This is a genomic window from Gimesia maris (assembly GCF_008298035.1).
Taxonomy (GTDB): domain Bacteria; phylum Planctomycetota; class Planctomycetia; order Planctomycetales; family Planctomycetaceae; genus Gimesia; species Gimesia maris.
This window is the reverse complement of the sequence record NZ_CP042910.1, coordinates 6152640-6165781: the sequence shown is the minus strand read 5'-3', so window position 1 is coordinate 6165781 and position 13142 is coordinate 6152640. Positions and strand designations below refer to the sequence as shown.

Here is a 13142-nt window from a genome sequence, read left to right as displayed (position 1 = left end):
CGGACCGGAATTTTTAAATTACTATCGAATGAAACACGGAGGAGGCAGGTTAAATGTCTGGTGAGAAAACGATTTTCAAGAAAATTATCGATCGGGAAATCCCTGCTGACATTATTTATGAAGATGAATTATGCCTGGCTTTCAATGATGTGAATCCACAGGCTCCCGTGCATGTACTGGTCATTCCGAAACAGGAAATTCAGTCCATTGCACATCTGCAGGATTCAGATCAGGCACTGGCAGGGCATTTGTTATTAACTGTCGGAAAACTGGCGAAGCAGTTAGGACTGGAATCGGGATATCGTACCATCGTTAATACCGGTAAAGAAGGAGGGCAGACCGTCGACCACTTGCATCTGCATCTGCTGGGAGGACGTTCGTTACACTGGCCGCCGGGATAATGATGTTCATAATTCATCACTGCAGTCAATGGAACTTAGGATTCTGATTGCCAACAGTAGCCGTCATTCGTCATAATAAAGGCAATCACTTTTATTTTAATCGAGTAGAGGAATCGAATCGTGTTGAATTTCAGAGCTGGCTGGAATGTTCAATTTCTGTTTCTGGGAATCGCTCTGGCAGTAATGTTACTGTCAGAACCCCTCATGGCACAGAGTTCCAAAAAAACGAATGTCAAGCAGCTCAACGTACAGGCGGACAAGCTGAAAGATTCCTTCATTAGAGAGTCTGCAGAAATAGCACGGAAGTATTCTGAAGCGGGCGACTATGAAAAATCCCGCGAGATGCTGGAGGTGATTCAAAGTATTCAAAAGGATGTGCCTGGCGTGAAAGCCATGATTACACAGCTCAACGAAAAACTGATGAGTTCCAATTCTTCCGATTTCGATATTGATGTCGCACGTAACTGGAGCACACCTGCAGGGCTGGTGGCGAAGGGAAAAATGGTACGCATTCAGGCGATGGGTACCTATGATTTTGTGGCCGACATCAAGACTACTGTAGAAGGCCTGCCGCATTCGACAGCCATGAAGGAACTTGCTGACGGTATTCCCACAGGAGCATTGATGGGAATCGTCATCTCTCAGGAAAAGGGAAAACCTAAAATGAGCAAGCCATTCCTGATTGGAGAGAAAGCCGAGTTTACGCCCCGGGCTGATGGCGTGTTGATGATTGGGTTGAATCTGCCCGCCGGGCACAAATCAACGGGTAAACTCAAAGTCCGTATCAGTGGTTATATTCGGCGTGGCTCAAAATAATTCTCAACCGGAAGGCGAGAGGCCTAATTCTTTTTATTTCTCGCATCCATTTCGGCGCGAATTTCACGACGCAGCAGTTCGGTCATCTGACTGCGTTCCTCTAACAGTGGCGCTGTCTGGGCAATCACACGACGCATGTCCTTAATGATGCCACTTTCCAACTCTTCGGTGGTGATCCCGTCACAGGCATTCACACAGGCGACGACACGACGAACTAGCTCCTGATTCTCGGGGGTATCTTCACCTAGTAGCTCACCCTCGCTTGAGATTACAAAATGTGGAGGTTGGATAGTTTGACGCTCTCCAGTCATTCGCCGAGTGCTCCAAGTAGTTCAAAGAACCAAAGCAGGTAACTTCTGTTCTTTTGTTAAGGTTGAGAAGTGATTGGCCCAGTCCCGATTAAGGCTGGTAAAGATTACCTGTTAAATAATCTATCGGCGTAGATTTATGTCGGTATTAAATTTCTCTAGTCTATCGGAGCAAAATGAATCTTGTTTTTGCGTTTGCCAACCGGGTCAAGGCCATGTTGGCACGGCTAGGTAATCTAGGATGAGATTTGTACGGTTCAAGAGCACATTGTTTTTTAAGTACTGGATTGCAAATTTGCGGTTTATCACATTACATGTGTGAGGTATTTACCTGCAGTAAAATCGGGCAGCCAGATTTTTATGGGGAAATTTCCCCAGTCCTGGAACACTTGTTGAGGAGTGAATAAGCCTACTCAAGTACGATCAACAGATCACCCGATTCAACCTGCACTCCAGGTTCAGCAAGGACTTCTTTGACCACCCCATCCTGTTCTGAAATAACGCTCGTCTGCATTTTCATGGCTTCCAGCATCAGCAGCTGATCACCGGCTTTCACTTTACTTCCTACTTTGATGCTCAATGAGACGATCACGCCGGGCATCACCGCACCAATCTGTTTGGGGTCGGAGGAATCAGCTTTACGTCGCGCACTGTCCTGTGGCTTCAATGCTTTATCCACAATTACGACTTCACGCGGCTGGCCGTTCAGTTCGAAGAAGACCGTGCGACAGCCATCCGTCTGTGGCTTGCCGACTGCCAGGAACTTGATGATCAACGTCTTTCCGGGAGCAATCTCAACAGCGATTTCTTCTTCCGGCTCCAGGCCATTGAAGAACGCGTAGGTCGGCAGACCGCTCGTATCGAAGTAGGCTTTCTGATGCGCGGCGAAATCTTCGAAGACTTTGGGGTATAACAGGTACGAAACTACTTCCTGATCGGTGGGCGTACGGTTAACCATCTTCTGAACCGTTTTTGCAGCATCCTCGAAGTCGGCGGGAGGCAGGATACTTCCCGGTCGTTCGGTAAGCGGCTTTTCTCCCCGTAGAATCTTTTTCTGAACATCTTCCGGGAATCCACCCGGAGTCTGTCCCATTCGGCCGCTGATCAGATCCAGTACGGATTCCGGAAATGCCAGATCGCGATCGCCGTTCACGACATCATCACAGCTCAGGTCGTTCGCAACCAGGAACAACGCCATATCACCAACCGCTTTCGAGGTGGGGGTTACTTTAACAATGTCACCCAGCAGTTGATTCACTTCTGCATACACATGACAGACTTCGATCCAGCGATCTCCCAGACCCAGTGACTGTGCCTGCTGCAGCAGGTTCGTATATTGACCGCCAGGCATTTGATGTTCATACAGATTGGCACCGGCGGGCAGAACCGGACTTTCAAAAGCGGTGTAGTAATTACGAACCGCGCGCCAGTATTCAGAAATGTCGTCCAGGTAACTGACCTGCACGGTTGGCTGGTGATCGGTGAACCGCTGGGCTTCGATGACGGTAGTCAGGTTAGGCTGTGACGTTCCACCTGACATGGAAGGCACAGCACCATCGGCAATATCCAGTCCGGCTTCTGCAGCTTTCAGAATGGCAGCCGCCTGGCCTCCACTGGTATCATGAGTATGGAAGTGAATGGGAATGCCGATTTCCTGCTTCAGAGTTTTCACGAGTAACTCAGCAGCATATGGTTTACACAATCCTGCCATATCTTTGATGGCCAGAATATGAGCACCCATCTTCTCCAGCTCTTTGGCCATGTTGACGTAATATTTCAGATCGTATTTCGACTTCGAAGCATCAAGAATATCACCCGTGTAGCAGATACTTGCTTCACAGATAGCGCCCTGCTTCTGAACTTCTTCCATCGCCACTTTCATGTTGGGCACCCAGTTCAAGGCGTCGAACACGCGGAATACATCAATGCCCGCTTGAGCGGCTTCTTTGACGAACGCACGGACGACATTGTCAGGGTAGTTGGTGTATCCCACCGCACTGGAAGCACGAATCAGCATCTGGAACAGGATGTTTGGCACCCGGGTTCGCATCTCTGCCAGACGCTGCCACGGAGATTCCTTCAGGAACCGCATGGAAGTATCGAAGGTAGCACCGCCCCACATTTCCAGTGAAAACAGTTCCGGACAATGATGGGCATAAACTTCGGCGATCTGCAGCATATCATGTGTGCGGAAGCGGGTGGCATACAATGACTGATGCGCATCGCGGAATGATGTGTCCGTCAGCAGGAGTGGCTTCTGTTCCAGAATCCATTTGCTGAATTTCTCGGCACCCAGTTCCAGCAGTTTCTGTCGCATTCCGTCTGGCGGCGAGATCTTTTTCTTATTGTAAGCGGGGACCGGCGCAGGTGTGCGACGGACCGATTTCGCACGGTCTTTCACCAGCGGGTTTCCGTTGACGACCGTTTCTGCCAGGTAGGTCAGCAGTTTCGTTGCACGGTCATGCCGCTTGGGAAACTTGAACAGTTCTGGAGTATCATCAATGAACCGGGTATAACAATCGCCGTTCAGGAATGTCGGATGTGTGATCAGTTTCAGTACGAAGGGAATGTTCGTTTTTACGCCACGAATTCGAAACTCCTGCAGACAGCGTTCCGTGCGGGCTGCCGCATCTCTAAATGTTCGTGCCCATGTGGTGACTTTCACCAGTAGTGAATCGTAATAGGGAAAGACCATCGCTCCCGAAAACGCCGTTCCCGCGTCCAGACGCACACCCATCCCGCTGGCAGACCGGTAATGCGCTACGCGTCCATAGTCGGGCATAAAGTTATTCGTCGGATCTTCAGTCGTCACGCGGCACTGCAGGGCAAAACCGTGTGTCTGCAGTTCTTCCTGGGAATTGATGCGGATTCCCGGATCATTTAATTTAGCACCTTGCGCCAGCAGGATCTGCGATTTCACAATATCCACGCCGGTCACTTCTTCCGTTACCGTATGCTCCACCTGAATTCGAGGATTGACTTCGATAAAGTAGAACTGATTCGTGTCGGCGTCCAGCAGAAACTCGACGGTTCCCGCCAGTTCGTAGTTCACACTCTGACCAATTTTCAATGCCGCTTCGCACAGTGCGTCTCTTACAGCCGGGTCTAGATTGGGAGCCGGTGCAATCTCCACTACCTTCTGATGACGTCGTTGAACCGAACAGTCGCGTTCGTAAAGATGCACCAGTCCGCCGTGCTTGTCACCCAGTAACTGCACTTCAATGTGGCGGGCGCGTGAGATAAATTTCTCAACGAATACATCTTCACTGCCAAATGCTGACAGAGATTCACTTCGTGCCAGTTCATAAGAGGCTTCGAAGTCTTCCTCTTTCTGCACCACCCGCATTCCGCGACCACCGCCGCCATGTGCTGCTTTCAGAATAATCGGGAAACCAATCTCGTTGGCTGTCTTCCGACCCGAGGCGGCATCGACTATCGCTTCGCCACTTCCCCCCAGCACGGGAACGCCGACCTGCTGAGCAATTTTGCGCGCCGAGATTTTATCACCCAGCGCTTTCAGCGTTTCGACACGCGGACCGATAAAGATGATGCCGGCATCTTCACAAGCCTGTGCGAAATCAGCATTCTCTGAGAGAAATCCGTAGCCCGGATGGATTGCGTCAATTTTCTTCTGCTTGGCCAGAGCGATAATCGCCTCGATATCCAGATAGGATTTCACAGGGTGACCCGGTTTTCCAATCTGGTATGCTTCATCTGCTTTGGTACGGTGTAAGGCGTACCGGTCTTCATGGGTATAAATGCCGACCGTGCGAATTCCTAATTCGTGTGTGCTTCGAAAAATTCGAATGGCAATTTCACTACGGTTAGCGACGAGCAACTTTTTGATTTTACCCTCAGACATGAATTTCCCTAACTCTTTGTATACTTTCGGCTTGAAGGCTGGATTGCCGGTTCATTCTAGTTGACTTTTTTATCAGTCCAATGGTCATTAGGGTACAGGCATGAGCCCGGAAAAACAATGCAGCGCAGCGCTTTAGGTAGAATCTCATTCGAACACAATCTCCTGGTCGCTCCGAGCCCCAATGTTTTTGCTAAATACCCCTCAAATACAGGTTTGGAATGATTCATCTTGACCTGATTTCATGCTCCGATTAGTGTTCACGCCAATCTGACCTGTTCTATAGCCCCCGGTTCGAGTTTCAAGGACCTGAAGCAATAGAAATCATTGAATTCTGGCGAATAAATGTGGTGAACCCAATGGAACAAAAACAGTGTGATCTGTGTGCAGGAACCGAGTTCGAACAAATTGGTGATCGGGATCGGCACGGAAATTCGTTGGAGTCTGTCATCTGTAAAGCCTGTGGTCTGGTCGCGCATGGCAAAATACCGACAGATGAGGAACTCGCCCACTACTATGCCACTGAATATCGTAAGAGCTATCATGGCGAATTGACGCCATCGGATCGCCGCGTCATGCGTGCCTGGAAAAATGGTGAACGAATTTTCCGTCAGCTGCAACCACATATCGAACCCGATGCGGGTGTTTTCGAAGTCGGAGCCGGGATTGGCTGTACTGTAAAAGTCTTCGAACTCAACGGCCATCAGTCGACAGGCATCGAGCCAGGTGAAGGTTTTCAGGATTACTCGCAGCAGCGTCTGCTGACCAATGTGGTACGCGGGGACCTGTTTGAACAACCCCGCGATCACAGCCGCGAACTGGTGCTGCTGGTCCATGTCATCGAGCATTTTAATTCGCCGCGTCGCGCCCTGGAATACATTCGAGGCATGATGGCGGAAAACGGATTGTTCTATGTCGAGTGCCCGAACATCGCGGCTCCCTTTGCCCGTCGCAGTAAAATGTTCCATTACGCTCACATTCATAATTTCACTCCGTCCAGTCTGAAAATGCTCGCGGAAAGCTGTGGATTCAAACTGGAGGTGCAGTTCGGCTCAAAAGAAGATCCCAATCTGCAAATGCTCTTTTCCTGCAGTGACAGCACTGAGCTCAATATCGATCCCGATAACTTTAAACAGACCATGCAGGTCATCGAACAGGCGACCCCCGTCCGCTATCATCTGCGGCCCTGGTATGTCTCAACACGCTTTTCTAAAGTCGCCAGCTACCTGCGCGAGCATCTGACTGCGAAGCAGTTTGTTGCCGACGTCGTACAGGAATGCCAGCAGTTCGCTTCTGATCACGAAGACGAACAACCCGCTGAATTGCGTGCTGCTGCCTGAGCAACTTCGCTAAACTATCTGGTTTATCTCGTCTATGTTTTGGTGTTGTAGAAATTGTTTCTATCTACTGGCTGACTGCACCCCGGTGGCAAATCAGCACTGCGAAAGCTCCTGTTTTTCAGGGACCAAAGTCTTCTTACTGAAAAATACGACTCTGGTTTGAGCACTATTTTCGCTTGCGCAAAACTGCGTTTTCCGTCACTTTTAGACCACTTTCTACGCAGATTTATACCTGTCTCGCGACACGCCCCGTCCCATCTTGACCATTTTCGGGCGGATTATTTCTCAGCTTCTCTGCAAGATCCAGAAACGACAGGGCAATCACATCCTACTGAAAAGTGACGGGAGCTGAGAGAGGAATATCGGACACCAGTCAAAACAACCCCGTTAATTCGCAGCCGGTTTCAGATTTCCGGGGCGGGTCAGCTTCGCTGCTGGACCCAGTGGGCGTTCTTCCTGATGGGGAAAGGCCCGGATCGTGGTCACGATCTGTTTCTGCTGTTCGAATTCTTTCCCACTGGCCAGTTTCACGGTGGTTTCCAGGAAGCGTTCGATTTTCGATTCGAGGGGCAATCCCGTTTTGCGATCGATCAGGCAGGAGCCGAACGATTTTCCTCCCCGGATGTAGAGTTGAACCGATTTCCCGTGCTGGTTGATCGGGCTGCTGATTTTCGACGCGGCAATATCACCGGCGATGTTGATGCGGGCGATATTGTCGTTTAACTCGCGGAGCGTGTATTCGGTTTTGAGAACCATCGGGATCGGTTGTGTCAGGCGGCGAGTTTTGATCCAGGTCTCTCCCACGCGGATCGCACCTCCTTTGTGATTCTCGTCAATGTTGTATGGCAGCAGGCCAATACTGTCGTCGATGAAATTGGCGACACCATCATCGCCCGACGATTCCGAAATCTTCGCCAGAACGGTTTCCCGCTGGCTGGCAGCGGTATTCTGCAGGCAGCGTTTGATAAACTCGTCAAAGCCCACCAGTTCTACGATTTTGTTATCGGGGCCAATCCAGAATGAAAACCCGTTATTCACCAGGCGTTGATATGCCTGAACTTCCGGAGGTACCGGTCCGGAAGTGTGATTAGAGTCATAGTGTACCTGTTCGCCGGCAATATCGTGCGAGTATTTTACCCCGGTATATCTCACTTTGAACCGTTTATGTCCATCTTCACGCAGTTCTTCCACCGTCAACGCCAGGATCAGCTCCAGTTTTGATGTACTGTGGATAATGCCGGCTGACGAAGCCTGGGACAGTTTCTGTTCTACGGTTTTTATCATCGGAAATCTCTGGTTGACCTCCAGGTTCAATTCCAGCACCTCCACTTTTTCATCTTTCAGCGAAGCGTTCTGCACCTGGACCGGGTTGTCCAGAGGTTTGACGAGTTCTGCTGGAGGGGGAGAGTCCTTCTCTTTAGCGACTTCTACAGCCTCCTGGCGTTTGATCCAGAAAGACCAGCCAGTCCACGCCAGTATCATAATTCCCAGCATCCAGCTGATATAACGCTTGCCCTGCATGGCGACATTGTCCAGAATAGATAAAGAAAGCTAACGAATGAAGAATTTCCAGTGATTTTGAGTTGTAAAACTTATCAGTAATACGGATTTAGTGAAAGACGAATTCGGCCCCTTAAACGCCGAATCCTCTTGAGGTGGGAGATGTCAATGTCGACTGTAATTCGCACGTTTTGGGCAGTTTTATGCCTTAGTTTCTGTGGTTTCAGCACCGCTGCTGACAAGAATGCAGACACCGGAACCACTCAACCGAACATCGTCTTCCTGCTCAGCGACGATCAGCGTCCCGATACGATCGCAGCCCTGGGCAATCCGATCATTAAAACGCCGCACCTCGATCAGTTGGTCAAAGCGGGGACCAGCTTCACCCGAGCGGTGTGTGCTAACCCGATCTGCACTCCCAGTCGAGCCGAAATACTCTCGGGTGTCAGTGGTTTTCATAACGGCTCCATGGATTTCGGCAAGCCGATCAAGAAGGAACTTCCCACCTGGTCCCAGACCCTGTCAAAAGCCGGATACAACACCTGGTACGTCGGCAAATGGCACAATGACGGTAAACCGGTCCTGCGAGGATACGATGAAACGCTGGGCCTGTTTACCGGCGGGGGAGGACGCTGGGCGGTCCCCTCGTATGATGGAAACGGTGTACTGGTTACCGGCTATCGAGGCTGGATCTTTCAGGATGATGAACGTCATTTCTTTCCCGAGAAAGGGGTCGGGCTCACTTCGAATATCAGCGAACACTTTGCCGACGCCGCAATTGAATTCGTCGAGAGAAAGCATCAAAAACCGTTTTTTCTCCATGTCTGCTTCACCGCACCCCATGATCCGCTGTTGATGCCCATTGGTTATGAGCAAAATTACGATCCCGACCAGATGCCCGTCCCCGCAAATTTTCTGCCCCAGCATCCCTTTGATCATGGCAATTTTGATGGCCGTGATGAAGCGTTACTCCCCTGGCCGCGCACGAAAGAGATCGTAAAGAACGATCTATCCCTCTATTATTCAGTCATATCACATCTGGATGCGCAGGTCGGACGAATTGTGAAAGCGTTGAAAAAAACGGGCGAGTGGGAAAATACCATCCTGATTTTCTCCAGCGATCATGGCCTGGCGATGGGCAGCCATGGCCTGCGGGGGAAACAGAACATGTATGAGCACACGGTTAATGTCCCTCTGATTATGGTCGGGCCCGGTATTCCTGCTGATACACTCTCAAATGCACAATGCTACCTCCGCGACCTGTATCCCACCAGCTGTGATCTGGCGGGGGTCCCCATTCCGAAGACGGTCGAAGGCAAGAGTCTCAAACCGGTACTCTCGGGGCAGCTGGACGCCGTTTATGATGAGGTCTACTGCTACTTCCGCAACTTCCAGCGGATGATCCGTACGGATCGTTGGAAACTCATCTACTATCCCCACCTGGATCGGGTGCAGCTGTTTGATCTCAAAAATGATCCGCTGGAGCAACACGATCTGTCAGGCGAAGCCGCACTTCAACAGGTGCGTGGCAAACTTCTGGATCAGCTGAATGACTGGCGTAAGCAGCAGAATGATCCCTCTTTAAAACAAACGGCAGAAAATTCCTGAAATTGCGTGTATGCTGCCACCAAAATGAGTGTTCCTTGAGATCATTATGATGGCGCTGTAGCGCGTTGTGCGGATTTTACAATCTTCCCTGTTGGACAGTCTGTCTGAACAGAAAAGAGGTAACTGTTTTTTATTATTGCCTTTAAGGGGTTCTGTTTTCGGTCTCTGACATCAAATCGATATAATTGGCATATTTTACGCTCTTCTCTCAAACCGTTCACATCACAACGCGGGCAGCAACGGTTTTACCAAAGGGGAGAGAGTCATGATGATCCAGAATAATGTTCGATACTTCAAACGGCCGTTTCGCATGTTACTGTCATTGGCACTAGTCGGGGGGATCTGCAGTGCTCCCCTGATGGCGGCTGATAAATCATCAGATCGTAAAAGTCGGAGTTCCAGTCGCAGCAGTCAAAGCAGTTCACGAAGTTCGTCAAAGTCCTCGCGGCCACAACGTTCCTCCAGTCGGCCACAAAGTTTGACACGCCCTCAAACTACACAACCAAAATCTTCTTCGATCTCGAAGAGACTGTCACAGCCTTCTGGAAAAAGTGTCAAAAACTTTTCAGGAAAATTCAGTCCCAAAGTGATTGACAAAGGGAGCAGTCGACCTTCGAAGTCATTCAAAGTCGCTCCTCCCACAAAGCGACCTGACTTCAAAATGCCGCAGTTCGGAAAACAGAACGGCATTAAGCTGGATACAAAAAATCTAAATCCACGGATTCCCGATCGTAAAGTACCCAATCTCAAAATTCCCGAGTACAAAAAACCAGACAGAAAAATTCCGGATCGCAAGATTCCCGGACGAAAAGTACCTGATCGTAAAATCCCGAACCTGAAGATTCCTGATCGGAAAGTCGATCCCGGTAAGTTTGTGCCGAAACCTGGCAAGGTCACAAGACCATCAAAGCCCGGTAAAGGTAACAACGTCTTTAAACCAGGAAAAGGAAAATTCGATCCGAAGCCTGGTAAAGGTAACAATGTATTCAAACCTGGAAATAATATTCAGAAGCCCGGTAAAAAACCAAACCAGATCGGCAAACTACCCAAGGGTATTGATCTGCCTGGTCACAAAGATTTTTCCAAAGGCAAAAAGTATGGTCCTTCCAAGAAATGGCTCGGTAAAAATGGCGTGCCTTTGGATAAAGATCTTTTCAAAAACCATAGCATCAAACCGCTCAAACTGAATCTGGATAAACAGTTGCAGGCCGGAAAATTTAACGCTCTGATTAACAGTAAGAACAACAAACAGTGGAAACTGAAAAAGCAGTTCGAACTGCACAAGAAAGGCGATGTCGCCCGTCAGTTGCATCTGAATCAAAACCTGCTCAAGCATGGTGGCTGGAGAAATCGAACGTTGTTCGGCAATATGGCAAATTCTTTCACTCACACTCACTTTGGTTGCTGGTACGCCGGACCTGGCATGTATCCCAGCTACTGCTGGAGCCCTCACTGGTCTGCCTGGGTTGACTGGTGCTGGTGGGACTGGTGTCACCCCATCTGTGATCCTCGTCCACTGATCTGTCGTCCCATCATCTGTGATCCTTGTGTTCCCTGGGTCTGGTATGACTGTCCTGTCTGGCAGCCACTCCCCATCGTGACCTGTGGTACCTGGGTCGATATTGAACCAATCGTAATTGACAGTGGGCTCGATCTGCAGATGCTGGCAGTCCGCTTTGTTGACTCAGGTCATCCTGAAGAAGAACTGGGACCTCGTTTCCGCGTCTGGTTCCGCAACAACAGTGTGGTTGATATCAACCAACCCTTCAATGTCATGCTGCTGGCGTCTAATTCACGCGAAGCAGTCGCCGGAGTGCCTGAAGCAGGAACACGCGTCGATAATATCCCTGCAGGACAGATTCAGTCAGTCGATATTCGTCTGCCCTTTGCTGCCAGTACTCTCTCTTTAGATGAAGAAGGAAATCAGGTGCCCTTCGAACAACTGCATGTGCTGATCGATTCACACCGGGAAATTCCGGAAGCCTTCGAAGAGAACAATGGTGCGGTCGTAGCTCGTGTTGATGTGCTGCCCGTCGATCCGGCTCTGTTCTCTGCTGATTCCGATGTTGTCTTCAGTGGTGGTATGGTCAATCTGGCTGGTGAAGGCCTGGGGCCGGAACCGGGTAAAGTCCTGATGTCTCTGAATGGCATGAACTTCGAAGCGGAGATCCATGGCTGGTACGACCTGGGTGTTCGCATCCAACTGCCCGAACTGCCGCTGCTGGACGCAGCAGATGCAACCTTCGTGATCGTGCGAGGCGATGGTGCCGCATCGAATCCGCTTGATATGCAACTGGCACCGCAGATCGCTGCTGTCAGTGCTGAGTAACGGAAGTGTGCGTGGGATGGCTTGGAGCCATTCCAGGTTCCGAACAGGGAGCAGGCAATGTGTCTGCTCCCTTTTTTTATGGAGACTTTACCGCTGTTGCAGTACAATCGGCTTCTCAATAGCAGTTCTTCAGTTCTCCCACAGGCAATGGATTGAATCTCCTGAAAACCTTCCTCCATGAATTCTGGCTATTCGGTATCAAGCAGGCGTCCGCCTGTATCTTCGGCGGGTTTCTGCTGGCGCTGATGATTATCACCCGCTTCTGGTATCCAATCGATTTTCTGTATCGCTACGACTTTCTGTTTCTGGCGGCGGTCGCTTTTCAGGTCTTCCTGCTCTGTTTCCGGCTGGAATCTCCGCGCGAAGCGGTCGTGATTCTGGTCTTTCATATTGTCGCAACCGTGATGGAGCTGTTCAAAACCTCGGATGGCATTCGTTCCTGGCAATATCCGGAACCATTTGAGATCGGAATCGGCAATGTGCCCCTGTTTGCCGGCTTCATGTACAGCGCGGTCGGCAGTTATATTGCCCGGGTCTGGCGGATCTTTGATTTCGGCTATTCCAGTTATCCGCCCTACTGGAGCACGGTCGTACTCGTGACGCTGATTTATGCCAACTTTTTTACGCATCACTATGTACTGGATATTCGCTGGGCCCTCATTGCCGCCAGCCTGTTGATGTTTGGCCGGGTGATGATCTATTTCAAAATGAACCGGGTCCATCGACGCATGCCGCTGGTGGTGGGCTGGCTGCTGGTCGCATTGTTTATCTGGTTTGCGGAAAACCTGGCGACGTACGCCAATGTCTGGATCTACCCTATGCAGAAACACCACTGGCAACTGGTTTCGCTTTCGAAACTGGTGGCCTGGTATCTGCTGATGATGCTCAGTTTTGTGCTGGTATCACTGGTGAATCGGCCTTTGAAGATCGGTGATCCGGCCAGACAAACTGGCAACCCGGACTGAGTAATGCGGATCGTCT

9 protein-coding genes are annotated in these 13142 nt (G+C 50.2%); 6 read left to right on the top strand and 3 right to left on the bottom strand.

The window, feature by feature from the left end:
- The first annotated feature begins 53 nt into the window (after positions 1-53).
- Entirely contained in the window at positions 54-401 is a 348-nt protein-coding gene (locus GmarT_RS22795) for a histidine triad nucleotide-binding protein (protein ID WP_002646960.1), read from the top strand.
- Between the two features lie 120 nt (positions 402-521).
- Positions 522-1217, top strand: a complete 696-nt coding sequence (locus GmarT_RS22790; protein WP_002646961.1) for a hypothetical protein — start codon at positions 522-524, stop codon at positions 1215-1217.
- A 23-nt stretch (positions 1218-1240) separates the two neighbouring features.
- Here the strand turns inward: GmarT_RS22790 and GmarT_RS22785 are convergent, their stop codons facing one another.
- Both GmarT_RS22785 and GmarT_RS22780 read right to left on the bottom strand, forming a co-directional pair.
- Positions 1241-1528: a hypothetical protein gene (locus GmarT_RS22785; protein WP_149303266.1), complete on the bottom strand. Its 288-nt coding sequence runs from the start codon at positions 1526-1528 to the stop codon at positions 1241-1243.
- Between the two features lie 406 nt (positions 1529-1934).
- Positions 1935-5387, bottom strand: coding sequence for a pyruvate carboxylase (locus tag GmarT_RS22780; RefSeq protein ID WP_002646963.1), 3453 nt, complete (start codon positions 5385-5387; stop codon positions 1935-1937).
- Between the two features lie 356 nt (positions 5388-5743).
- On the opposite strand from GmarT_RS22780, the gene GmarT_RS22775 reads away from it, so the two are divergent.
- Positions 5744-6724 (top strand): class I SAM-dependent methyltransferase, encoded by a 981-nt coding sequence (locus GmarT_RS22775; protein ID WP_002646964.1) that lies wholly within the window; start codon positions 5744-5746, stop codon positions 6722-6724.
- 387 nt (positions 6725-7111) lie between these two features.
- Here the strand turns inward: GmarT_RS22775 and GmarT_RS22770 are convergent, their stop codons facing one another.
- Positions 7112-8245, bottom strand: coding sequence for a DUF6263 family protein (locus tag GmarT_RS22770; protein WP_002646965.1), 1134 nt, complete (start codon positions 8243-8245; stop codon positions 7112-7114).
- Between the two features lie 147 nt (positions 8246-8392).
- On the opposite strand from GmarT_RS22770, the gene GmarT_RS22765 reads away from it, so the two are divergent.
- The 3 genes from GmarT_RS22765 (at position 8393) to GmarT_RS22755 (ending at position 13126) form a co-directional block, all read left to right on the top strand.
- A complete protein-coding gene (locus GmarT_RS22765) occupies positions 8393-9832 on the top strand; it encodes a sulfatase family protein (protein WP_002646966.1) in 1440 nt (479 codons plus the stop codon).
- Positions 9833-10097: 265 nt separating this feature from the next.
- Positions 10098-12161, top strand: coding sequence for a hypothetical protein (locus GmarT_RS22760; protein WP_002646967.1), 2064 nt, complete (start codon positions 10098-10100; stop codon positions 12159-12161).
- 152 nt (positions 12162-12313) lie between these two features.
- Complete coding sequence (locus GmarT_RS22755) at positions 12314-13126, top strand: DUF817 domain-containing protein (protein ID WP_002646968.1); 813 nt, start codon at positions 12314-12316, stop codon at positions 13124-13126.
- Positions 13127-13142: the final 16 nt, after the last annotated feature.

Bases quoted from the DNA above. Each gene is read 5' to 3' on its own strand.
- GmarT_RS22785 (WP_149303266.1), bottom strand. From the start codon at position 1,528: ATGACTGGAGAGCGTCAAACTATCCAACCTCCACATTTTGTAATCTCA.
- GmarT_RS22760 (WP_002646967.1), top strand. From the start codon at position 10,098: ATGATGATCCAGAATAATGTTCGATACTTCAAACGGCCGTTTCGCATG.
- GmarT_RS22795 (WP_002646960.1), top strand. From the start codon at position 54: ATGTCTGGTGAGAAAACGATTTTCAAGAAAATTATCGATCGGGAAATC.
- GmarT_RS22775 (WP_002646964.1), top strand. From the start codon at position 5,744: ATGGAACAAAAACAGTGTGATCTGTGTGCAGGAACCGAGTTCGAACAA.
- GmarT_RS22765 (WP_002646966.1), top strand. From the start codon at position 8,393: ATGTCGACTGTAATTCGCACGTTTTGGGCAGTTTTATGCCTTAGTTTC.
- GmarT_RS22780 (WP_002646963.1), bottom strand. From the start codon at position 5,387: ATGTCTGAGGGTAAAATCAAAAAGTTGCTCGTCGCTAACCGTAGTGAA.
- GmarT_RS22770 (WP_002646965.1), bottom strand. From the start codon at position 8,245: ATGCAGGGCAAGCGTTATATCAGCTGGATGCTGGGAATTATGATACTG.